19 protein-coding genes are annotated in these 22,841 nt (G+C 72.5%); 4 read left to right on the plus strand and 15 right to left on the minus strand.

Annotated elements, in window-relative coordinates; genetic code table 11:
* Positions 1 to 78 precede the first annotated feature (78 nt).
* On the plus strand, positions 79 to 1,404 hold the full coding sequence (locus tag B5D60_RS00650) for a class I adenylate-forming enzyme family protein (RefSeq protein ID WP_078698356.1): 1,326 nt from the start codon (positions 79 to 81) through the stop codon (positions 1,402 to 1,404).
* 6 nt (positions 1,405 to 1,410) lie between these two features.
* Here B5D60_RS00650 and B5D60_RS00655 read toward each other — a convergent pair whose 3' ends face one another.
* Entirely contained in the window at positions 1,411 to 2,367 is a 957-nt protein-coding gene (locus B5D60_RS00655) for a helix-turn-helix domain-containing protein (RefSeq protein WP_078698357.1), read from the minus strand.
* 81 nt (positions 2,368 to 2,448) lie between these two features.
* On the opposite strand from B5D60_RS00655, the gene B5D60_RS16875 reads away from it, so the two are divergent.
* On the plus strand, positions 2,449 to 2,595 hold the full coding sequence (locus tag B5D60_RS16875) for a hypothetical protein (protein WP_172806214.1): 147 nt from the start codon (positions 2,449 to 2,451) through the stop codon (positions 2,593 to 2,595).
* A gap of 75 nt (positions 2,596 to 2,670) precedes the next feature.
* On the opposite strand, the gene rpsA is transcribed toward B5D60_RS16875, so the two are convergent.
* The 6 genes from rpsA to B5D60_RS00685 all read right to left on the minus strand — a co-directional run bounded on the left by rpsA (position 2,671) and on the right by B5D60_RS00685 (position 9,969).
* Positions 2,671 to 4,131 carry a 30S ribosomal protein S1 gene (rpsA, locus tag B5D60_RS00660; protein ID WP_078701210.1) on the minus strand — a complete coding sequence of 487 codons (1,461 nt, stop codon included), beginning with the start codon at positions 4,129 to 4,131 and terminating at the stop codon, positions 2,671 to 2,673.
* A gap of 123 nt (positions 4,132 to 4,254) precedes the next feature.
* Positions 4,255 to 6,264, minus strand: coding sequence for a CotH kinase family protein (locus B5D60_RS00665; RefSeq protein WP_153302810.1), 2,010 nt, complete (start codon positions 6,262 to 6,264; stop codon positions 4,255 to 4,257).
* Between the two features lie 14 nt (positions 6,265 to 6,278).
* Positions 6,279 to 7,529: a M18 family aminopeptidase gene (locus tag B5D60_RS00670; RefSeq protein WP_078698359.1), complete on the minus strand. Its 1,251-nt coding sequence runs from the start codon at positions 7,527 to 7,529 to the stop codon at positions 6,279 to 6,281.
* A gap of 9 nt (positions 7,530 to 7,538) precedes the next feature.
* The gene (locus tag B5D60_RS00675) at positions 7,539 to 8,471 is read right to left on the minus strand and encodes an NAD-dependent epimerase/dehydratase family protein (RefSeq protein ID WP_078698360.1); all 933 of its coding nucleotides are present in this window, start codon (positions 8,469 to 8,471) and stop codon (positions 7,539 to 7,541) included.
* Positions 8,472 to 8,545: 74 nt separating this feature from the next.
* Positions 8,546 to 9,280 (minus strand): class I SAM-dependent methyltransferase, encoded by a 735-nt coding sequence (locus B5D60_RS00680; protein ID WP_078698361.1) that lies wholly within the window; start codon positions 9,278 to 9,280, stop codon positions 8,546 to 8,548.
* Entirely contained in the window at positions 9,277 to 9,969 is a 693-nt protein-coding gene (locus B5D60_RS00685; RefSeq protein ID WP_197684354.1) for a class I SAM-dependent methyltransferase, read from the minus strand. The genes B5D60_RS00680 and B5D60_RS00685 overlap by 4 nt, the downstream gene beginning before the upstream one ends.
* 212 nt (positions 9,970 to 10,181) lie before the next feature.
* On the opposite strand from B5D60_RS00685, the gene B5D60_RS00690 reads away from it, so the two are divergent.
* Positions 10,182 to 11,285, plus strand: a complete 1,104-nt coding sequence (locus tag B5D60_RS00690; protein ID WP_078698363.1) for a glycosyltransferase family 4 protein — start codon at positions 10,182 to 10,184, stop codon at positions 11,283 to 11,285.
* A 70-nt stretch (positions 11,286 to 11,355) separates the two neighbouring features.
* Here B5D60_RS00690 and B5D60_RS00695 read toward each other — a convergent pair whose 3' ends face one another.
* The 4 genes from B5D60_RS00695 to B5D60_RS00710 all read right to left on the minus strand — a co-directional run bounded on the left by B5D60_RS00695 (position 11,356) and on the right by B5D60_RS00710 (position 14,705).
* Positions 11,356 to 12,327 (minus strand): DUF3068 domain-containing protein, encoded by a 972-nt coding sequence (locus B5D60_RS00695; RefSeq protein WP_172806215.1) that lies wholly within the window; start codon positions 12,325 to 12,327, stop codon positions 11,356 to 11,358.
* 64 nt (positions 12,328 to 12,391) lie between these two features.
* Positions 12,392 to 12,991 (minus strand): D-glycero-alpha-D-manno-heptose-1,7-bisphosphate 7-phosphatase, encoded by a 600-nt coding sequence (locus tag B5D60_RS00700; RefSeq protein WP_078698365.1) that lies wholly within the window; start codon positions 12,989 to 12,991, stop codon positions 12,392 to 12,394.
* Positions 12,992 to 12,993: 2 nt separating this feature from the next.
* Positions 12,994 to 13,626 (minus strand): D-sedoheptulose-7-phosphate isomerase, encoded by a 633-nt coding sequence (locus B5D60_RS00705; protein WP_197684355.1) that lies wholly within the window; start codon positions 13,624 to 13,626, stop codon positions 12,994 to 12,996.
* Positions 13,623 to 14,705 carry a GHMP family kinase ATP-binding protein gene (locus tag B5D60_RS00710; RefSeq protein WP_231948934.1) on the minus strand — a complete coding sequence of 361 codons (1,083 nt, stop codon included), beginning with the start codon at positions 14,703 to 14,705 and terminating at the stop codon, positions 13,623 to 13,625. Before B5D60_RS00710 ends, B5D60_RS00705 begins: the two co-directional genes overlap by 4 nt.
* Before the next feature lie 18 nt (positions 14,706 to 14,723).
* Between B5D60_RS00710 and B5D60_RS00715 the strand changes: the two genes are divergently transcribed.
* Positions 14,724 to 15,977 carry an acyltransferase family protein gene (locus tag B5D60_RS00715; RefSeq protein ID WP_153302811.1) on the plus strand — a complete coding sequence of 418 codons (1,254 nt, stop codon included), beginning with the start codon at positions 14,724 to 14,726 and terminating at the stop codon, positions 15,975 to 15,977.
* On the opposite strand, the gene B5D60_RS00720 is transcribed toward B5D60_RS00715, so the two are convergent.
* The 4 genes from B5D60_RS00720 to B5D60_RS00730 all read right to left on the minus strand — a co-directional run bounded on the left by B5D60_RS00720 (position 15,877) and on the right by B5D60_RS00730 (position 22,841).
* Positions 15,877 to 19,674 carry an alpha-(1->3)-arabinofuranosyltransferase domain-containing protein gene (locus B5D60_RS00720; RefSeq protein ID WP_153302812.1) on the minus strand — a complete coding sequence of 1,266 codons (3,798 nt, stop codon included), beginning with the start codon at positions 19,672 to 19,674 and terminating at the stop codon, positions 15,877 to 15,879. The genes B5D60_RS00715 and B5D60_RS00720 overlap by 101 nt on opposite strands.
* Before the next feature lie 91 nt (positions 19,675 to 19,765).
* Positions 19,766 to 19,912: a hypothetical protein gene (locus B5D60_RS16645; RefSeq protein WP_153302813.1), complete on the minus strand. Its 147-nt coding sequence runs from the start codon at positions 19,910 to 19,912 to the stop codon at positions 19,766 to 19,768.
* Between the two features lie 98 nt (positions 19,913 to 20,010).
* Positions 20,011 to 21,735 (minus strand): hypothetical protein, encoded by a 1,725-nt coding sequence (locus B5D60_RS00725; protein WP_078698369.1) that lies wholly within the window; start codon positions 21,733 to 21,735, stop codon positions 20,011 to 20,013.
* Complete coding sequence (locus B5D60_RS00730) at positions 21,735 to 22,841, minus strand: glycosyltransferase family 4 protein (RefSeq protein ID WP_078701212.1); 1,107 nt, start codon at positions 22,839 to 22,841, stop codon at positions 21,735 to 21,737. Before B5D60_RS00730 ends, B5D60_RS00725 begins: the two co-directional genes overlap by 1 nt.

The following is a 22,841-nucleotide window of genomic DNA, read 5'->3' on the forward strand; positions in this document are numbered from 1 at the left end:
AACGGCCGTTCGCCAGTCAACCATACTGAGGACGCGGATCCCAGCGAGTCCGCCGAACCGCCGCGAGAGGAATGAGCGATGTCACACCCGGCCGAGCCCGTGGCCGTCCCCGCCGAACACCTGCGCCGCCTCGCGGGCCGCTTCGCCGCCGGCGTCGAGCGCGCCGGCGTGGCCGAGGGCGATCGCGTGGTCGTCAGCCTGCCGAACAGCGTCGAGCTGCTGGCCGCGGTGTGGGGCTGCGTCGCCTCGGGCCGCATCCCGGTGCCCCTCGACCCGCGGCTGACGCCCCACGAGCGCGAGCCGATCCTGGCCGACGTCTCCCCCGCTCTGGTGCTGGACTCGCTCATGCGGTTCGCCGAGCTGCTCGCGGACGATCCTGCCGAGCTCGACCCGTTTCCCCGCTGCCGCCCGATGCACTTCACCTCCGGCACCACCGGGCGCCCCAAGGGCGTGTGGTCGGGATTCTGGGACGCCGCAGACGCCGAGTCCGCCGTCCTGGAGGAGCGGGACCTCTGGGGCTTCGCCGCCTCGGACGTGAATCTGGTGGTCTCGCCGCTCTACCACTCCGCTCCCCTGCGCTTCGCGCTCGGCACGGCGCTCGCCGGTGGCTCCGTCGTGGTCCTCCCGGTGTTCACGCCGGAGGCGTTCTGCGAGGCGGTCCGGGCGGTCCGCCCCACGACGATGTTCTGCGTGCCGGCCCACCTGCAGCGACTGCTCGCGCACCTCGAGTCCGGCGCGACGACCGACGTCTCCTCGTTCCGCCTCGTCGCGCACGCCGGGGCGCCGTGCCCCGACCCCATCCGCCGCGGGGCCCACGCGCTGTTCGGCACCGACGTGGTGTGGGAGTTCTACGGGTCCACCGAGGGCCAGTTCACGGCGTGTCCCGCCACGGAGTGGGAGCAGCACCCCGGCACCGTGGGCCGGGCGCGACCCGGCCGCGTCATCACCGTGGACCACGAGGACGAGCTGTGGTGCGCCGTGCCCGCCTGGGGGCGCTTCGAGTACTGGAACGACCCCGACCGCACCGCGCAGGCATGGCGACCGACCGAGAACGGCCCGGCGTTCACCGTGGGTGATCTCGGCCGCGTCGACGAGGACGGCTTCGTCCACCTCGACTCGCGCCGCACCGACCTCATCATCAGCGGCGGCGTCAACGTCTACCCCGCCGAGGTCGAGGCCGCTCTGGTCGAGGTGCCCGGGGTGGTCGAGATCGCGGTGTTCGGCCGTCCCGACGAGCGCTGGGGACAGCGGGTCGTCGCGGCCTGGGTCGGCGACGCCGCCGAGGCCGACCTCCGGGCCACCGCGCAGGAGCGCCTGGCACCCCCGAAGCGCCCGAAGTCCTACGAGCGGGTCCACGCCCTCCCCCGCACGGCCACCGGCAAGGTCAGGCGCACCGAGCTCTGAGCAGCCTCACGCCGACTCGACGCACGTGAAGGACCGGCGGTAGGCCTGCGGGCTGGTGCCCCGGACGGCGCCGAAGTGGTGGCGCAGGGTGGCGGCGTTCCCGAACCCGACGCGGTGGGCGATCTGCTCGATCGAGAGCTCGGAGGTCTCCAGCAGCTCCTCGGCCATCGCCACACGGCGGCCGAGCAGCCACTGCCACGGCGTGGTCCCCGTCTCGTCGCGGAACCGGCGGGCGAAGGTGCGCTCGGAGAGATGGGCCCGCTGGGCGAGCGCGGCCACCGTGAGCGGCTCGGCGAGGTGCTGCTGCGCCCAGTCCAGGACCGGGGCCAGCGTCTCGGCCTCGATGGCGGGCATCGGCGCGCGGACGAACTGCGCCTGGCCCCCGTCGCGGTGCGGCGGCACCACGATGCGGCGCGCGGCCGTCGCGGCGACCCGGGAGCCGTACCACTGGCGCAGCAGGTGCAGGTTCGCGTCGATGCCGCCCGCCGAGCCCGCTCCCGTGACGATGCCCGCGTCCTCCACGTAGAGCACGTCGATGTCCACGTCAGCCTCGGGGAACCGCTCGGCCAGCTCGGCGCCGTAGCGCCAGTGCGTGGTGCAGCGACGACCCTCGAGCAGTCCGGCATAGCCGACGCTGAACGCGGCCGTGCACGAGGCCATGATCGTGGCGCCGCGGGCGTGGGCCGCGCGCAGGGCCTCGCTGATCCGGGGATCCTCCACGAGGTAGTCGCGCTTGGCGGCCACGGCCACCAGGTCGGCGTTGGCGAGCGCGGACAGGTCGTGGCGCACGACGAAGTCGAACCCGGACGAGCCGGAGACGATTCCCGGCACCGGGGTGCACGCGACGAACTCGAAGACGGGGTTGTCGTCGTCGGGGTGGTGCGGCTCGGCCCAGACCTCGGCCAGCACGCCCATGCCGAACGGCTCGGCCTGCTCGGGCACGATCATCGCGACCTTGGTCATGGCGCCTCCTGGCGGGATATCGACGGGAACTGGCATTCCCGCCACTGGTGGCAGAATACCATTGATCGCAGGATTGGAGACATGATCATTCTGCTCCTCCTGCTGGCCACGACCGCCGCGCTGACGACGGCGGGACTGTGGACGACCATCACCCACGACGGACTCGGTGTCCGCCCCGGCCCCCGCAGCCACCCGCGCGACACGTTCGGTGCGTCGTACGACTCCTGACTGTCCGCGACACCTGGGGAACGGCGAAGGCCCCCGACCACGTGGTCGGGGGCCTTCGTCGTGCTCAGCGGGAGATCACTCGCCGCCGGTCAGCTTCTCACGCAGGGCCTGCAGGGCCTCGTCGGAAGCCAGCGAGCCGCCGGTCTGCTCCTCCTCGGCGGGAGCGGACGTGTACTCGCCCACCTCGCCGGCCTCGAGGTTGGCCTTCTCGGCCTCGGCGACCTGCTTCTTGTGGGCTTCCCAGCGGTCGTGCGCCTCGGCGTACTGACGCTCCCACGTGGCGCGGGCCTCGTCGAAGCCCTCCTGCCATTCACCCGTCTCGGGATCGAACCCATCGGGGTAGATGTAGTTGCCCTGATCGTCGTAGGACGACGCCATGCCGTACAGGGTGGGATCGAAGCTGTCGGCCTCGGCCGCGACCTCGGTCTCGTTGGCCTGCTTCAGCGACAGCGAGATCCGGCGACGCTCGAGGTCGATGTCGATGATCTTGACCATGACCTGGTCGCCGATCTGGACGACCTGCTCGGGGATCTCGACGTGACGCTCGGCGAGCTCGGAGATGTGCACCAGGCCCTCGATGCCCTCCTCGACACGCACGAACGCGCCGAACGGGACGAGCTTGGTGACCTTGCCCGGGACGATCTGGCCGATCTGGTGGGTCCGGGCGAAGTGCTGCCACGGATCCTCCTGGGTCGCCTTGAGCGACAGCGACACGCGCTCGCGCTCCAGGTCGACCTCGAGCACCTCGACGGTGACCTCGTCGCCGACCTGAACGACCTCGTTCGGGTGGTCGATGTGCTTCCAGGACAGCTCCGAGACGTGCACCAGACCGTCGACGCCACCGAGATCGACGAAGGCGCCGAAGTTGACGATCGAGCTGATGACGCCCTTGCGGACCTGGCCCTTCTTGAGCTCGTTGAGGAAGTTCTGGCGCACGGCCGACTGGGTCTGCTCGAGCCACGCACGGCGCGACAGGACCACGTTGTTGCGGTTCTTGTCGAGCTCGATGATCTTCGCCTCGAGCTTCTGGCCGATGTACGGGTCCAGGTCGCGGACACGACGCATCTCGACGAGCGACGCGGGCAGGAAGCCACGCAGGCCGATGTCCATGATCAGGCCGCCCTTGACGACCTCGATGACGGTGCCCTCGACGACGCCGTCCTCTTCCTTGATCTTCTCGATGTCGCCCCAGGCGCGCTCGTACTGAGCACGCTTCTTGCTCAGGATCAGACGGCCTTCCTTGTCCTCCTTCTGGAGGACGAGGGCCTCGACGGAGTCGCCCACCTGGACGACCTCGTTCGGATCGACGTCGTGCTTGATCGACAGCTCACGCGAGGGAATGACGCCCTCGGTCTTGTAGCCGATGTCGAGCAGGACCTCGTCGCGGTCCACCTTGACGATGGTGCCGTCGACGATGTCGCCGTCGTTGAAGTACTTGATGGTCTTGTCGATCGCGGCGAGGAAGTCCTCTTCGCTGCCGATGTCGTTGACCGCAACCTGCGGGGCCGCAGAAGGAGTTGCGAGGCCGGAAGTCATGTAGTTGGGCTCCGAGTGGATGGAATTGAGTGTGGACAGGATGTTCGCGCCGATTCCGGGCATGCCAGAACCAGAGCAACTGTCAGTCTACGGCACGGCGGGGGCCCGCGTAAAACCGGCGGCTCAGCGGCCGGACGGCGCGAACTGCGCGTCCATCCACGTGGTCCGGCCGGCGATCCAGTCACGCAGACGCGCCGTCTCCTTCAGCCATCCCTCGCCCGGCGCGACGCCGGAGTCGGGCTCGCTCGCGAACTGCAGCATGGGGGTCCACGAGCCGATCTCCTCGGGCGCGGCCCAGACGAGCTGACCCGCTCCCCCGTCCTCGCGCGGCGTGAAGTTCGCCGCGGCGTTGTCGAGCAGACGCACCGACTCGTCGTCGACGTGCCCGGCCAGCGTCGCGAGCGCGGGCGACGCCTCGCGCCAGCGGTCGCGGACCTGCTGGACGAACCACGGATCGGTGAGCAGCCGGTTGTAGTAGTGACCTCCCGGCTCCCTCCACAGCTGCGACGGCAGCAGCGCCTCACGCCAGGCGTCGTCGGGGAACAGGGGGTGGAACAGACGGCCGATCCACCACCCCGCGGGCTGGTGCAGGTCCCCGGCGTACCCGAGGTCGACGAGGCCCTGCGAGACGTCGTAGTCCCACGGCGGGCCCATCGCGAGCGTGCCGTCCGCGCGCATCACCAGGTACACGCTGTTGCGGAAGCCCGCGTCGAGGTTCTTGGTGAGCTCGTTGACCAGGTACATCGTCACGAAGGAGTCGACGTCGATGCGGTCGCGGTAGCCGTTGTCGGGGAAGCTCTCGTCGTACAGCAGGTCCTCGACCTCCTGGAACGCCTCCGCGACGGGGTGCGGGTGGCTCGTCTCGCCGGCCTTGAGGAACACGCGCAGGCCACGGTCGGTCCGGAACTGCGGATCCGTGTCGTCGTTCGTGTCGGCCTCGAGCAGCGTGTCGCCGGCCTCCAGCTCCACGCGCCCGTCCTCGGCCTCGATCCCCTCGCCGAACTGGTAGACCCCGCAGAGCCGGCCGTTGATGCGCAGGTCCACCGACTCCAGCCGCGGCGCCCAAGGGGCACCGAGCATCCGCGCCGACCGCATCGCGACGTCGTTGCGCAGCATCGACCGGTCGAAGTGGTTGGCCAGCAGGACCCAGTCCTTGCTGCCGGGCATGCCGAGCAGCGAGGCCGCCTTGTCGAGCTTGACCTTGTAGGGACGCTTCCGCGCGATGGAGGCCGTCGAGTTCCCGCGCACCCGCAGGCGGGCCACGACCGACGTCGGCGCGCCGCCGTTGCGGTCACGGAACGTCATCGTGCCGCTGACGTAGTCGGTCTTGGTCGTGATGACCTCGGTGCAGGGGTCCAGGTCCCCGACGCCGCGGATCGTGACCGACAGCTGCGTCACCGGTGGCGCCGGCTCGGGCGTGGGCTCAGGCGAGGGCTCGTCCACCGGCTCCTCGATCTCGACCTCCCGCGGTGGAGTCGGCAGCGTGGGAACGGCCCTCGCGACCCCGATCACCCGCGGGGCGCCCTTCCACGCGCCGGCGACCACGCGGAACGACCGTCCACCGAGGTCCTGCTGGGTCCCCAGGGTGCCGAAGTCCACGCGACCGGCGGCGTTGCCCGCACGGCCCGCGACGATCGTGCGCCAGGTCCCCCCGTCGAGGCGCTGGAGACTGAGCTTGCGACCCTTCCGGGCCGGTGTCGCCCGGCCGGTCACGCCGACCCGGCCCGGCGAGGTCACCACGGACACCGTCGCGGCCGGGGCTGCCGTGCGCACCACGACGCGCTTCGTCGAGAGCGCCTGGTACTTCTTCCCGCGGACCGTGACCTTCGGGACACCGGCGCGGAACTCGACGCGACGCGCCGTCGCAACGGTGACGCGGGCGGTTCCGCGGGCGTCGGTGGTGGTACGGAACGACCGCCACTTCCTTCCGTCGCGGTGCTTGAGCACCACCGGCCGCTTCACGCGCGTGCCCGTCCTCACCACGATCGTGAACTTCTCGTGGGGCATGACGGTGGAGCGCGATGCCGTGAGCGACGCGGTCGGCGCCGCCTGCGCCGGTGCGGCCGCCACCACTCCCGCCAGCACCAGAACACCACTCAGGCCACACAGCAGGGGGCGAAGGGCCCGGCTCATGCGATCGCTCCGATTCAGTCCGAGGTCAGGAAGGAGCGCAGGGCCCGTCCGTAGGTCTCGACGTCGGCCGCCGCCATCACCTCGCGCGCGGAGTGCATCGCGAGCTGGGGCGCCCCGACGTCGATCGTCAGGATACCGGTCCTGGCGGCGCTGATCGGCCCGATCGTGGAGCCGCACGGCAGGTCGGCCCGGTGCACGTAGCGCTGCAGCGGCACCCCGGCGGCCTCGCAGGCGGCGGCGAAGACCGCCGCGCCGACGCCGTCGGTGGCGTACCGGAGATTCTGGTTGACCTTCAGCACGGGTCCACCGCCGAGCTCGATCCGGTGCAGCGGCTCGTGCTTGTCCGCCTGGTTCGGGTGCGTGGCGTGCGCCATGTCGCCCGACACGCAGACGGAGTCGGCCACCGCGCGGAAGAGGTCGTCCCGTGTGCCGCCGGAGGCCAGCACGATGCGCTCGAGGACCGAGGACAGCAGCGGTGAGTCGGCGCCCCGCTCGGACGTGCTGCCGACCTCCTCGTGGTCGAAGAGCACCATGACGAGGCGCGCCGTGGGGTCGGCGGCCTCGGCGGCGCCGAGCAGGGCGTCGAGGGCCGCGGCGCACGTGGCCTGGTTGTCCAGGCGCGGTGCGGCGACCAGCTCGCCGTCGGGACCGGTGCGGCCGGCCGGACGCAGGTCGAAGGCCATGAGGTCGAACCCGGTGACGTCACCCGCGGCGAAGCCGGCGCGCTCCCCCACGACCTCGAGGAACGGCCGGCGGGTCAGCCCCGCGAGCGCGTCGAGGTGGCGCTGCCGGTCCAGCTTGGAGCCGTCGCGGTCGAGGTGGATGGCCAGCCGGGGCACTCGCAGCAGGGGCTCGTCGACCCGGATCGTGCGCGTGCTGCCGTCGCGCAGCGCGACCCGGCCCGCGATGCCGAGGTCGAGGTCGAGCCAGGACTCCAGCAGCGGGCCGCCGTAGGGCTCGAGGGCGACCGTGGCCTGACCCTCGCGCCAGCCGTCGTGGTGCTGCTTGAGGCGCAGGTTGGGACTGTCGGTGTGGGCGCCGACGATCCGGAAGCCGGCGTGCGGCGGGGCCTCCTCGCCCGTGGACCACGCGACGAGCGTTCCGCCGGTGACGATGAAGTGGCTCCCGGCCCCGGCGGGCCACGCGTCGCGGGGATCCACCTGGCTGAAGCCGGCCTCGCGCAGTCGCGCGGCCGCCGTCTCGCAGGCGTGGAAGGGCGTCGGTGATGCGTCGACGAAGGAGATCAGTCGGTCCGCTGCGTGCATGGCGCCACCCTAACGACGGTTGCGGAAGTCCTCGATCGTGGCCTTCAGGCCGATCTCGGCCGTGGTGGACGGCGACCAGCCCAGCAGCTCGCCCGCCAGGGTGATGTCGGGACGACGGATCTGGGGGTCGTCGACCGGGCGGGGCACGTGCACGATCTGCGAGCTGGACTCGGCCAGGTCGCAGATCCACGTGGCGAGGTCGATCATCGAGATCTCCTCGGGGTTGCCCAGGTTGACCGGGCCGGTGGCCGTGGACTCCATCATCGCGACGAGTCCGCCGACGAGGTCGTCGACGTAGCAGATGGAGCGCGTCTGGTGACCGTCGCCGGCCACCGTGATCTCACGGCCGGTGAGGGCCTGGTGGACGAAGTTCGGGATGGCGCGACCGTCCTCGACGCGCATGCGCGGGCCGAAGGTGTTGAAGATGCGAACGATCTTCGTGTCGACGCCGAACTCGCGCCGGTAGGCCGCCGTCATGGCCTCGCCGAAGCGCTTGGCCTCGTCGTAGACCGAGCGGGGGCCGACCGGGTTGACGTGACCGAGGTACGTCTCGGGCTGGGGGTGCACCTGCGGGTCGCCGTACACCTCGGAGGTGGAGGCGAGCAGGTAGCGCGCGCCGTGCGCGTGAGCGAGGTCGAGCGTGTTCTTCACGCCCATCGACCCCGTCATCAGGGTGTGGATCGGCAGCCGGTGGTAGTCGACCGGGGAGGCCGGCGAGGCGAGGTTGTAGACCTGGTCGAACGGGCCCTCGATCGCGTCGACGGCGGCGGCATCGGCGATGTCGGCATCGACGATCGTGACCTGGTGCGACACGGCGGCGAGATTCTCGCGCCGACCCGTGCTGAAGTCGTCGACCACGACGACCTCGTGCCCTGCGTCGACGAGGCGCTCCACGAGGTGCGACCCGACGAAACCGGCGCCGCCAGCAACCAACGCGCGCATCCGTGCTTCCCTTCGTCGGAGCCCGCCAGGTTTCTACTGGCGAGTAGGACTCAGTTCACAGGGTACCCCGCGTTTCAGTCCTGACGGGGGCTCTCGCCATCTTCTCGTCTGACCAGCAGCAACAGGTTCCACGACAGGACCTCGCGCACGACCGGGACGCGCACGATGAAGGCGGCCCAGCGTGGCAGGTACCTAGGTCGCGCCGACACGACCCGCACGCCGGGGGTCCGGTGGGCCCACCGCATCCCCCACGCCACCGAGACCTTGAACAGCGTCTCGCCGACGCGGTTCTTCGGCGGGTGACCGTGCCGTCGCGTGTACCGGGCGATCGCGCGGCGACCCCCGAGCCAGTGCCACGGCGAGGTCTCGTGACCGCCCCACGGCGACCACCAGTTCGTGTAGGAGAGGAAGACCAGGCCGTCGGGCCGGGCGATCCGCAACAGCTCGTCGGCCACGACCTGCGGCGAGCGCACGTGCTCCAGCAGGTTCGAGCTGAACACCAGGTCGGCCGAGCCGGAGGCGAACGGGAGCGCCGCCGCGTCCGCGGCCACTCCCCCGTCGGCCAGCGCCGGCACGTCGGGATCGAGGTCGACCGCCACGTAGCGTGCCCCGCGACGGCGGAACTCCCGGGCGAACTCCAGCGGCCCCGCGCCGACGTCCACGACGAGCCTGCCGCGCAGCGACATCTGCTGCTCGACGAGGTCGGCCGAGTCGCGCGCGAGGGTGCCGTAGAAGTGCTCGGGCTCGGTCTGCTCCACCAGGAAGGCGCGGAACAGCCGGACCGAGCGCCGCAGGCCGTCGGGGCTCATCGGGCCGCCCGGGTGGCCGTGACGACCAGCGTGGGCCGCCAGCGCGGGTGCACGAGCCGCAGCAGCAGCGCCGCGGGAGCGAGGGCCATGGCGAGCCAGCGCGTGGCACGCGAGGCCAGCACCCCGGCCGGGCGGTCGTGCGGCCGGAGCCGGCGCACGAGGCTGGCACCCTCCATCGTGAGGTTGTCGGTGAGCGACCGGGTGACCCGGACGTCGCGGAAGCCTGCGTCCGCGAGCAGCCGCGTGATCGACGCCGCCGAGAAGAACCGCACGTGCGTGGGGTCCTCCAGCAGCCACCAGGCATCGGAGAACGCGCGCAGCGAGACGCTGTCGGCCGCGGGGGTCAGGAACAGCACGCGTCCGCCCGGGCGCAGCAGCCGGAGCGCGGCCGCCGCCAGGGCACCGACGTCCTGCACGTGCTCGACGACGTGGACGCCGTAGACGAGGTCGGCCGGCTCGGCCGACGCCGGGACCTCCTCGATCCCGCACGGGTACAGCTCCGCCTGCGCCCGCACCTGCGCATCGACCTCGACGTGGAGCTGGTCGGGGTCGCAGCCGGCGACCGGATGACCCTCGTCGAGGTAGCGCCGCAGCATCGCACCGCCGCCGAAGCCGATCTCGAACACGCGCGCACCGGGATCCAGCGGGGCCGCGTGCCGCAGCGTGCGCGACGTCAGGGCCAGGCGCACCCGGTCGAGACCGGGGTCCCCGCCGTACGCGACGTCACGCGGATGCGCCGGAGCGGCCTTCGGATCGCGTTCGATGTGAGAGCATTTCGGACAGGTCTGCAGCACCGATCGACCGTCCCGCAGGGTCACGGACGTCGTCGGTGTCGAACACACCTCACAGGACATCGGCCACCTCACCCCTCGCACGGACAGGAGAGCACGCTATCAGCGGATTGCGCATCGCCATCCTCAGTTGGCGTGACCTGGAGCACCCCGAGGCCGGAGGGGCCGAGGTGTTCGCCGAGCGGACGGCGGCCACCATGGCCGAGCGCGGCCACGACGTCGTGCTGTTCGCGTCCTCCTTCCCCGGCGGCTCGCCCCGGACCGAGCGCCACGGCTTCCGCATCGTGCGCGCCGGCGGGCGGTTCACGGTGTACCCGCGGGGCCTGTGGCACGTGTGGCGCCTCCGCCGCGACTACGACATCGTCATCGACGTCCAGAACGGCGTGCCCTTCTGGACTCCCCTGGTCTTCAGCAAGCCGCTGCTCGCCGTGGTCCACCACGTCCACCGCGAGCAGTGGTTCACCTTCTTCCCCCGCCCCATCTCCTCGGTCGGCTGGTTCCTGGAGTCCCACGTGGCGCCCTTCGTCTACCGCCGCCAGCAATACGTCACGGTGTCGGAGGCGTCCCGCCGCGAGCTCGCCGCCGTCGGCGTGGACCCCGCCCGCGTCTCCGTGGTCTACAGCGGCAACGAGGCACCCGACCACGTGCTCGAGGAGGAGCCCGAGCCCGAGCGCGGCACACGCCTCGCGTGCCTGGGCCGCCTCGTCCCGCACAAGCGCGTCGAGCTGGCGATCGACACCGTCGCCGCGCTGGCCGGCGTGTACCCCGACATCGCGCTGGACGTCATCGGCGGCGGCGACTGGATGGACTCCCTCGTCGAGCACGCCCGACGGGCGGGCGTCAGCGACCGGGTCGTCTTCCACGGCCACGTGAGCGACGACGAGAAGCACGCCCTCCTGGCCGGGGCGGCCGCCCTGGCGATGCCCTCCATCAAGGAGGGCTGGGGCCTGACGATCCTCGAGGCCGGCTACCACGCCGTGCCCACCGTCGCCTTCCGCTACGCCGGCGGCACGCAGGAGTCGGTCCAGGACGGCCACACGGGCCTGCTCGTGGACACCGACGAGGAGTTCATCGCCGGACTGGGCCGCCTGCTGGCCGATCCGGACGAGCGCGCCAAGCTGGGCGCCGCGGCCCGCGAGTTCGCGCTGCGCTTCGACTGGGACCGCACGGGCCACGAGCTGACCGACCTCGTCGAGCGCGTCGCGCGTCCCTGAGCCTGCACCCCACACGACGAGAAGGGCCGCCGCCCCCGAGGGGGACGGCGGCCCTGCTGTCTGCGATGCGTCAGACGGTGGCGTAGGCCTCGTCGTCGACGTCGGAGTTGCGCTGGTTGCGGAACCGCACCGCGAACGCGATGCCCACGACGATGAACAGCACGCCGAGGCCACCGATGGCCAGCGGGAGCCAGGTGCGGACGGCCTTCAGGACGCCGACCTTGGAGCCGTAGTCGTCGATCGTGGCCTGGACGGTCTCGGGCGTGGACGCGCTCACCGTGTCCATCGCGACGACGTCCTCGGCGCCGGGCTCGTCGAGCTTGAGCCACTGCTTCTGGGCCTCCTGGACCTTGACCATGACGCCGGTCTCGGGCTCGACCCAGATGGTGCGGTCGTTCTGGTAGGTGCGCGTCGCCTCGACCGAGTTGGTGTCCTCGAGACCGAAGATGCCGCGCGGGACCTCACGGATGCCGAACTCGGTCTCGGGGACCGAGCCGGTGAAGCGGTAGGTGTCGATCGAGCCGTCGGTGCCCTCGACCTTCTCGGTGCCCTCGTACTCCATCGTCATGGGCGCCTTGACGGTCGCGTCCCAGTACTCGTAGCTCTTCTTCTGGGTGTTGAACGGGAACTTGATGATCTGGCCCTCGTAGTCGACGGGCTCGCCGTTCTGGGAGTTGCCGGACCACGGCACGGCCTCGCCGGTGAAGCGGTCGATCGCGAACGTCTGCTCGAGGAAGTCGATCGGCGGGGCCTGGTCGTTGTTGTCGGTGCTCTGACCCTTGGTGAACACGCCGACGTTGGCGCCGTCGTTCTCGTCGGCAGCCTCCTCGGCCAGGTCAGGATCGCCGATGACGGTCGCGATGGTGGTGATCGCGCCCGAGCCGGGGGCCACGTTGTCGGCGTCGAAGAAGTTCGCGTTGTCGTCGCCGAGGACCTGCTGCGTGTTCTGGTCCAGGGGGACCACGGCGAGCCGGTCGTACGCGTACACCTTCATCGCGACGCCCAGCGTCAGAAGGAACGCTCCGAGCGTCAGGAACGCCACCGCGCCACGAGAAAACTTCCGCACAAGTGCCTCCGAATAGGTCATGCAAAACAGTATTTGTGAGTTACCTCTCGCGAGAGCGTAGCACCACGGAACCCCTCTGGTGCGGATCCCTACTGATGAGTACGTCGGCGATGCGAGCGCTCCCCACGCCACGGGGTCCGGCGTCGAGCCACGCGACTCCGGCGGCGTGCGCGGCCGCCTCGTCGCTGGGCTGGTCGCCCACCATCACGACGCGCTCCGGTCGCGCCCACGGCGCTCGCTCCAGGGCATGAAGCAGCATCCCCGGGAGCGGCTTGCGGCACGAGCAGGTGCCGGTCTGGTGGGGACAGACCTCGATCGCGTCGAGCCGTCCGCCGGCCCGGGCGAGTCGCGCCAGCAGCGCGGTGTGCACGTCGACGAGCTGCGGCTCGGTGAGCAGTCCGGTGGCGAGCCCTCGCTGGTTCGTGACGAGCACGGTGCGCACGCCGGCGCGGGTCAGCTGGCCGACGGCGCGCGCCGCGCCGGGCCGCAGCCTCAGCTCGGCCGGGGACGCGATGTACCCCGGACGGTGCACGTTGAGCGTGCCGTCGCGGTCGAGCAGCACGAGGTCCCACGGGACCTCGTGCTCCGGCGGCGGGATCTCGCTGGCGTCACGCCCGAGCAGCGCCTCGGCCGACCACATGGTCAGGACGTCGGCTGCGACAGCACGTCGACCGCCTCGCACCAGGCGTGGGCCCACAGCATGTGGACCTCCTGGATGCGGGGCGTGAAGTCCGACGGCACGTGCAGCACGTGGTCGGCGCGGCCCGGCAGGTCGCCGCCGGACTCCCCGGTGAGGGCGACGGTCGCCAGGCCCCGCTCGCGGGCGGCGTCGAGCGCGCGCAGGATGCTGGCGCTGCGACCACTCGTGGACATCGCGATGAGCAGGTCGCCGGGGCGACCCAGCGACTGCACGCCCCGGACGAAGACGTCGTCGAAGCCGTAGTCGTTGCCGACCGCGGTGATCGAGGTGAGCGAGTCGGCGAGGCAGACCGCCGGGAGCGGCGCCCGGTCGAGGATGCACTTGCCCACGAACTCCGCGGCGACGTGGCTCGCGATCGCGGCGCTGCCGCCGTTCCCGGCCACCAGGATCATGCCCCCGGATCGCAGCGTCTCGACGACGGCGCGGCCGGCGGCGTCGACCTGCTCGACGAGCGCCGGCTCCTCGAGCGCACGGGCCAGGACGGCCCACGCCTCGATGCCCAGCGTCTGGCGCTGGGCGACGACCTGCGTGACCGCGTCCTCGGACGCGCTGTGCAACTGGTGCTGGACCGTCAACTCTGTCCCCTCCACGTGACCAGACCTTCCCTCGAGAACGTGAACTCCGAGACGCCCAGGCCCATCCGCGTGAGCTCCTCGGCCACGACGTGGCGGCGCTCGAACTCGCAGATGAAGACCAGGTGGCCGCCGCCGCCGGCGCCGGTGACCTTGCCACCCAGCGCGCCCAGCTTGAGGGCCTTCGTGATGGCCTGGTCGATGAGCGGCGTGGCGATCCGGTCGGACATCTTGCGCTTCTCGTCCCAGGCGCGGCCCAGCAGGCGTCCGAGCGTGTCGACCTCGCCGCGCACGAGCGCGAGCTTCATCTCGGCGGCGAGCTCCTTCTGGGCGCGCAGGCCCTCCAGGGCGGACTCCTCGCCGCGCTCGTACCGCGACACCTGGTCGTCGATGATGTGGTCGCTGACGCGGGTGTTGCCGGTGTAGGCCAGCAGCATGTTGTGCTCGAGCTCGTGGATCGTCGAGTCGCGGATGCGCAGCGGGTTGACGACGACCTGGTCGGCGAACTCGATGTAGTTGAACCCGCCGAACGCGGCGGCGTACTGGTCCTGGGCGCCGCCGGGGATCTGCAGGTCCTCGCGCTCGAGCCGGTACGCCAGCTCGGCGACCTCGTACTCGGTCAGGTCGAGGCCGAGGTGCTGCGCGACCACGCCGATCACCGCGACCATCACGGCGCTCGAGGAGCCCAGGCCCGAGCCGGGCGGGGCGTTGGTGTGGATGAAGAGGTCGAAGCCGGTGGCCGAGACGGCGCCGGGGTACTGCCGCAGGCGCGCGATGGTGGCCTTCGGCAGGTCGAGCTGGCCGTCGAGCTCGAGGTCGTCGTCGACGTTGAACCCGACGGAGTAACCGTAGTCGAGCGACTTGATCGTGACCTGGCCGTCGGCCCGCGGACGCAGGGTGCAGTAGGAGTACGCCGAGATCGTGGCCGACAGCACGGCGCCGCCCTCACGCTCGGGGAACGGTGCGACATCGGTGCCACCACCGGCGAACGAGATCCGCAGCGGGGCCCGCGCCCGGAGCACCGGACGGCGCACGTCGGCGGCGCCGGGATCGGGCGACACGGGGTGGGACTGCTGTGTCATCCGTACTAGCCTCCAGAGGTGACGCATCGCCCTGCCGGGCGCAGTGCCACGTCAACCTACCTGATCCGACTCGATCCCGGAGGGCACATGGGCCACCTGCGTCTCGTCGACGGCTTGCGTGCCGTCGCCGCTGGCCTGGTGCTCGTCTCGCACGTCGGATTCTGGACCGGGGCCTCCTCGATCGACCTCGTCGGGGGGCTCGTCGCCCGGGGCGACGCCGGCGTGGCGGTCTTCTTCGCCATCTCCGCGTTCCTGCTGCTGCGGCCCGCGATCGCGCGCGGCCTGGACGGCACCGGGCACGAGGCCGGCGCGACCGCTCGCTACGCCGTTCGCCGCGCCGCGCGCATCCTGCCGGCGTACTGGCTCGCGCTCGCCGGCGTCCTGGCCGCGGCCGTCTGGCTCACCGGAGGCGCGGGCGGCCCGGCGAAGGTCGCCGCGCACGTGCTCGTCCTGCAGGGCTACACCGGCGACTACTACCAGTCGTTCACGCAGAGCTGGAGCCTCACGACCGAGGTCACGTTCTACGTCCTCGTTCCCGTCCTCGGCGGTCTGCTGACCCGGGGGCTGTGGCGCCGTGGCGGCGCCCGTGGCGTCGGAGCGCTCGTGGCCGTCACCGCCCTCGTCGCCGTCGTCGGACTCCTCGCCCAGGCCGTGGCCGCCGCGTGGAGCCGCGCCGGGTCCGACGGGGGTGCCGGGGTGCTCGCCACCAGCGTCGTCGGTCACCTCGCCTGGTTCGGCGCGGGTGCCGCGGTGGCCCTGCTCGCGGAAGGACATCGCCGGGGCGTCGGGCCTCTCACCACGCGTCCGGGCCTGCTGGCCGTGTGGCGCTCGCGCCCGACGCTCGTCCTGCTCGCCGTGGTGGTCTTCGTCGTGGCCTCCTCGCCGCTGGCCGGACCGCGCGACCTCACCCTGCCGACCGCCGGCCAGGCCGTGGCCAAGGAGGCGCTCTACGCGCTGTTCGCCCTGCTCCTGCTGGCGGCGTGCGTGCAGGAGCCCGAGCCCGGCACGCCCGCGGACGCGGTGGCGCGCTGGGGCGTCACCCGCTGGCTCGGTGACATCTCCTACGGCGTCTTCCTCTGGCACGTGGTCGTGCTGCAGGTCCTGTTCGAGGTCACCGGTGCCACGCTCTTCGCCACGGGCTTCTGGTGGACGCTCTACGCGGTGGCCGGGTTCAGCGTGGCGCTGGCGTCGCTGTCGTGGTGGCTGGTGGAGCGCCCGATCCTCGCCGCGGTCCGCCGTCGAACAGCGCCCGCGCCAGCAGCGAGAGCGTGAACAGACCGGCCAGCTGACCCAGCACCGTGCCGGCCGAGGTGCGGTCGACCACGCCGAGCGCGGCCATGGCCACCGCGCCGACCGCCATCGCCGAGATCGCGGCAACCACCACCCGTCGGCGCGGCAACACCCACGCGGCGCCGGCGAGCACCAGCCCGGCGAGTCCTCCGCACAGGAAGCCCAGGGCGCCTGACACGGCCCAGCCGATCCTGCGGTCGACCGCGCTGACCGGCGCCGGCCACCGCTCCCACGGGAGGCGGGTGCGCCGTGTGGCGACGAGCGCTCCGAGGAGCAGCAGCAGCGCGACCGGACCGGCCGCGAGGCCCCACCGGTGCGCGGCCGACGGGGCGAAGTCGATGACGACCTCTCCCGACAGGGACTCGGGCATCCGGAAGCCCTGCCGCCATCCGTCGATCGTGACGGGCTCGAGCTCGCGGCCCGAGGAGGTCGTCGCGCGCCAGCCCGCGTTGGCGCCCTGGACGAGGGCGAGCACCGCGTCCCGTCCCCCGCTGACCGAGGCGACGATGCGACCGGGGGCCTCCTCCCGTGCCAGCACCGAGCGACCGGCGCCGGAGACGAAATCGGTGGGGCCGAGGACGACGCGCTCGACCTGCAGGGCGGCTGGGAGGTCCGTGCGGACGTCGACCGTGCCCGGCGCGACGACCGCCTCGGAGCCGCCGCAGGGCTCGAGTGTCACGGGGTCGCCGTTCACCAGACGCTCCCGATCCACCTCGCCGCCGACGCGCACGGTGGACGTGCCGACGGTCACGGCCGCACAGGGGACGCGGGCGGGCCCGGGTGCGCCGACGGCGTCGAGGTCGATCTCGGGAACGGTCCACTCGCCCTCGCCGGCCGTGCGCACGAATGTCAGGGTGACCCGATCGCCCTCACCCTCGACGACCCCGCCGGTGCGGGGCAGCATCGTGACCCGACCGCCGACCGACGCCCGGATCCCCGCGAGGCCCGTGCCGCCGGTGGAGATCCGGCCGATCGAGGTGGTGGCCGGCAGCGCGATCTCGACGGTGGCCGCGTCGCGACCGGCCGGCACCCGCCAGGCGGTGGACGGATCGCCGTCGAAGGCCGCCCCCGGGCGACTCGTCGCGTCCTCCCCCACGCGGTCCCCGGAGGTGAACCGCGCGGGCGCGTCGAGCAGGGCCTCGAGGTCCGGGCCCGGGCGCGACCGTGCCGTGACCTCGAGCGGGACGCGCGCCGACGACGTGGACTCGAAGGCCCACCGCGGGGCCGCCGCGTCCTCGGCGAGCGGGCTCAGCACGATGCTGGTGCGGCGGGGGTCGACCTCGCCGGGCAAGCGGATCCGCGAGCCCCACTCCTGCACGTCGCTGCTGACCTCGGCGATCCCCCGCACGACCGCCCGCGGAGCGGTCGGCAGCACGAGATCGAGCCGCTCGAACTCCTCGGTGCCGAAGTCGGCCGTGCCGCGGCCCGCGGCGAGGTCGACGGTGATGACGCGGGTGGTCCCGTCGGCGCGACGGGCGCGCAGGGTGACGCTGTCGACCGATGGCGTCGTCGCGGCCGGGACCACGGTGACCCGACCCAGCGGAGCGGGCTGGTCCGGCACGAGGGTGAGCCGCCCGTCGGTATCCTCGTCGGTGAGCCAGGTCGTGGAGCGGTCGCCGTCGAGCGCGGCGGCGGGCCCTGCGTCCGTGCCCGCCCAGGCCGCGGCGAACGGATCGGCGCCCGAGCTGGACGCCTCGACCGAGGCCAGACCGAGCCACTCGCGCACGGGCTGGTCGGAGCGATCGCCGGCAGGAGGCAGGTCGCGCGCACCGATCGGCTCGGGCGAGTCGTCCGCAGCGTCGAGCGTGGGACCGAACGCCAGCTGCGCCGGGCGCCCGCTGTTGAACTGGCGCCAGCGCAGCGAGTCGGTGACGACGTCCGCGTCGGGCGCAGCGGGAGAGATCGTGGTCCACGACCGCGACGGAAGGCCCAGGGACGTGAGGTCGTCGAGCGCCTCGGGCCCGCCGGAGACGACGATCTCGGCGTCGGCCGCCATCGACTCGACGAGTGGCGCCGCCCCCGAGCCGACGGTCCACACCGCGAGGTCGCCGAATCGCTCGTGCTCGGCGAACCCCGGCGACCGCTCGAGGGTCCGCTCGACGAGGTCGGCGGGCTGCGCCTGCACGAGGGGCAGCACCCCGTCGCGGACGACGACGCGCGCCACTCCCATGCGGGCGAGCAGATCGGCGAGTCCGGGCTGCGCCACGCCCGTGGCGGCGACCGCGTCGATCCGGTCGAGCAGGCGCGTGGCGCCGGGATGCCCCAGGGGCGCCGCCGGCCGGACGACGATCGGTGACTCGGCCAGGGCGACGAGCGGCTCGTCGGACGTCTTTCCCCACGTGAACTCCGCGGTGCGGGCGGCCGGCAGCACCAGGGTGGAGCCGCCGTCCTGCTCGTGCAGCACGTCGATCTCCTCGGCGGCCTGGCGCCACGTGGCAGGAATCTCCTCGTAGCTGTTGGCGTCGCCGCCACGTCCGGCCCACAGCGCGGTCGGGGACAGCAGCGCGGCCGCCAGCACGACCGCGACTGCTGCCCTCGGGGCACGGCGTGACCGGCCCAGCCCGTGCGACACCAGCACCGCGACCCCGAGCGTGAGCGGGAGTCGCACGAGGGGGTCGGCCTTGTGGACGTTGCGCAGTGCCGCCCCGGGCCCGTCGAGGAAGGCCCGGACTCCCTCGGCCACCGGCGAGCCCACGACACCGGCATGGCCGATCGACATGAGGAGCGTGCCCAGGAGGGCCGACCCGATGAGGAATCGGGTGACGTCGCGCCGCTCACCGTCGCGCGAGAGGACCACCAGACCGGCCACGCCGGCGCCGGCGACCACCATCCCGCTCACGATGGCGACGAGGTCCTGGGCCTGCACCCAGCCGGACTGCCACACGGGGTGGGACTCGGCGTCGAGGATGTAGGCGATCCAGTGGTCGGCGCCGCGCAGGACGTTGGGCACCGACGTGACCGCCGTGGTGATCCGGGCGGTCTCGATGAAGTCCAGGAACGGGTAGCCGTAGCGGCCCAGCACGAGCAGCGGCACGACCCACCACGCGGCGCCGACCAGCACCGCGATCGACCACGCCGCGAGGGCGCGCCCCCGGCGTGCGGCGCGGGGGGCCGTGAGAATCACCATCAGCGGCAGGAGGAGCACGACCGCCGAGGCCGTGGCATTGACGCCACCGAGCGCGAAGGTCAGCAGGCCCGTGCCTGCCGCAGCCCGGACGAGCACCCTGCGGTCGGTGGACGGTCGCACCATGGTCCAGGCCGCCAGCACGAGCCACGGCGCGACGGCGCCGGGCCAGGCCTCGACCGAGATCTCGGACAGGACGGTGACGACCCGCGGCGCGAGGGCGTAGAGCGCCGCCGCGACGAGGGCGACGTCGGGGCGCAGGCCCACGAGGCGCCGCGCGAGGAGGTAGGTGCCGGTGAAGGCGACGACCAGGAGCAGGCTCCACCAGAGCCGCTGGGCGGCCCAGCCGGGAAGGCCGACCGCATCGGCGAGGCCCATGACGGGGCCGAGCGGGAAGAGGTAGCCGTACGCCTGGTTCTGCAGCTCACCGAGGCCGGCATGGGAGTTCCACGCGGACAGGGCACGCGCGAGGTAGTCCCACGGGGCGACCGTGAGGTCGAGCTTGGTGTCGGGCTGGGTGCGCCCGGGCGCGACGACCCACGGAAGAATCGCCACCAGCAAGGTGCTGGCGGCGATTCTGACCCTCTGGGCGACGTCTGGCGTCGCGCGGGGTTCGTCGGTGGTGGGGTGTGTCACCCCGGATCGATCAGGACTCGTCGTACGCGATGACGGACGAGTGCGTCTGATCCTGCTTGACGGCGGTCTGGCTCGCGACGATGCCCAAGACCGCAAGGATTCCGAGAATGATCCCGGCAGCGCTGCCGCCGATGGTCCAGACTGCGTTCTCGCTCATGTGCCCCTGTTTTCCGTAGTCGAGGAAATACTTACGGGTAGCCTAGCAGCCCCCTGGCGGCTTGTCCCGCGGATGACACACCGGTGGGACAAGCCGGATCAGGCCGCCGGATCGCGCCGGCGCAGGGCCCGCGCGAGCACTCCGGCCGCCGCCAGCGCGAGGCCCAGGGCGCCCAGCACGAGGCCGAGGTGGTCGATCGGCTGCGCCTCCTCCACGGGCGCCAGCCCCTCGTCGCCGAGGTCCCACCACTCCAGCGCCTCGGTGCGAACTCGCAGGTCCGCTCCGCCCAGCTGCAGGGCGTTCAGCGTGGGTCCCGGTTGATCGGTCTGGAGCAGGACGTGTCGGACGCCGGCGGCCCGCAACGCGGCCAGGACGTCGCCCTCGGGCGCAGCGAGGGCCCGCGTGACCTCCGCGGCCCTGGGGTCCTCCCCCGCGACCAGGCCGTCGCGCAGCGGCAGGGCGTCGTTGACCCGGACGTCCCGCTCGAGCAGGCGGGGCCAGGGGTCGAGCACGACGCGGTCGTCGTTCCAGTCGTACCGGCGGTACTGGGTCCACGGCAGCACGGCCACGGCCCCGGGCTCGGCCTGCTCGAGGCGCTCGGCCACGAAGGTGAAGTCGACGGGTAGGTCGACCGAGCCCCAGCGACCGCCTCCGGCCCATGCCAGGCCCGGCAGGGTGACCACGGCGACCATGCCCGTGGCGGCGGCCAGGCCCCCGGCGATCCACCGGCTCACTCCACGCCGCGTGGCGGCCGCGCCGAGGCGGGCGGCGCAGAGTCCGACCGCGAGGGAGACCGCGACCATCCACAGCGCGGCGAACTTCTGGCCGTCGCGGATCAGTCCCCCGCCCGGCAGCTGAAGGACGACGAACGACACGAGCTCACGACCGCCGGGAAGGCCCGCGACGATCGCCGCGACGAGGCCGACCAGCCCGGCCACGGCGGCGCCGAGGTACTCGGGCCTCGACCGGACCCGGGCGTCGGACCACGCGACGCCCACCGCGGTCAGCACGCCCAGCAGCGCGACGCCGGACAGCAGGAGGCTCTGGCGCTCGGCGAACCAGCTGGCCTGGTTCCAGATGCCGCCGCCCGTGAGGACCGAGCCGACCATGCCCCACGGGGTGTCGCCGCGGGCGGCGAAGGCCTCGACGCCCGCCGAGTCGGCCGAGGACGACGCCTGCGACCGCAGGAACGGGAACCACCATGACGCGGCGACCAGCACCGAGACCGCCATCGCCCAACCCCACGCGCGCCACGCCCGGGGCCAGCGCGATCCCGCGAGCAGCACGGCGGTGGCGGTGATGACGGCCAGCACCGCGCCGGTCGACCCGGAGAGCCCGGCCAGGGCCATCACGACACCGAGGGCGCCGGTCGGCGACTCGCCCCGGCGCAGGCGCCCGGCGATGCGCACGACCCAGAACAGGGACGCGTACCCGAGCAGGTAGCCCCAGTGCCCGATCGCGAGGCGCTCGGCGACCCACGGGTTCCAGCACGCCACGAGGGCTCCCGCGACGGCGGCGCTGCGCCCGGGCAGCAACGCCCCGGCTCCGGCACCAGCCGCCACGAACACCGTCACGAGCAGCACCTTCTGGACGAGCCAGCCGGGCAGGAAGGTGGAGAGCGCCGCGACGACGAGGTCGTTCGGGACGGCACGCGGAACGGACCCGTCCACTCCCAGGGTCCGCTCGCCGAAGCCCAGGTGCGGCACGAAGACCATGTCGTAGTTGAGCTGCAGTCCCGGCAGCAGCGCCGGTCCGAGGATCAGCGCGGCGGCCACGAGGCCGGTGGCGGCCCCCACGAACGCCGGGGTCGTGAAGCGTCTCATCAGCGCGCCCCGTGCAGGAGTTCGATCTCGGCGAAGGCCTCGCCCATCCGCCGGCACTGCCTGTGCAGGTCGTGGTGCTCGGTGGCCCAGGCCCGGTTCGCCTCCCCCTGGCGCTCGCGGCGCGCGGGGTCGGAGAGCCACCCCACCAGGGCGGCGGCGAGGGCCTCGACCTGGCCGGGGCCCTCGACGTCGAGCAGGTCGTTGCCCGGCGCGATCGCCTCGTGGTTGCTGCCGCAGCGCGTCGTGACGACGGGGAGGCCGCACGCCTGCGCCTCGACGTAGGCCAGGCCGAACTGCTCCTCCCACTTCCACGTCGGGCGCGGCGCCGTGGTGAAGACGGCCGCGCTGCGCAGCAGGTCGCCGACGCCGTTCGCGTCCAGACCTCCGACGAGGGTGACACCGCTGCGCGGGTCGTCGGCCGCCGCTCGGACCAGGGCTTCGAGGGGCCCTCGGCCCGCCACGACGAGCTCGGCCTCGGGGATCTGCCGGCGCACCAGCTCCATCGCCGCGAGGATGCGGTCGATGCCCTTGTTCTCGGCGAGCGGGCTGACGAAGACGACCCGCGGGTGCTCGACGGGCTCGGTGGCCGGGGTGAAGATCTCGGTGTCGACCCCGGGCTTCACGACGCGGATCACGGCGTCGTCGAAGCGGTTCTCCAGCAGGTGGTCGCGCGCCGCGTCGACCATGCACAGCAGCAGCTCGGCCCGGCGGCAGGACTCCAGCGCCTGGCGGTAGGGCGGGACGCGGTACAGCGGCTGTCGCGCGAGGTTCTCCCACGTGACGACGGCCTGCAACGGTCGCCGGCCCGTGCCCTTCCGACGCCACTTCGCGGCCTGGCCGGTCACCAGCGAGCACAGCTCGAGCGAGGCGACCCAGTCGAACTCGGCCGGGTCCTGGTCGCGGAGCTCATTCACCCAGGCCAGCGCGCCGGCCTCGATGAACCGCTTGATCGGGCGGCGGTAGGTGCTCGGCACCCAGGTGAGGTCGCCGACGGGCTCGTCTCGGGCGAGGGCGGTGACGTGCGTGTCGCCCATGAGCGACATGTAGAAGAGCTCGCGACGCGGCCGCTGGTCGGGCAGGGAGACCCAGAGCAGTTCGCGCGTCAC

Source organism: Aeromicrobium choanae (genome assembly GCF_900167475.1).
GTDB lineage: Bacteria > Actinomycetota > Actinomycetes > Propionibacteriales > Nocardioidaceae > Aeromicrobium > Aeromicrobium choanae.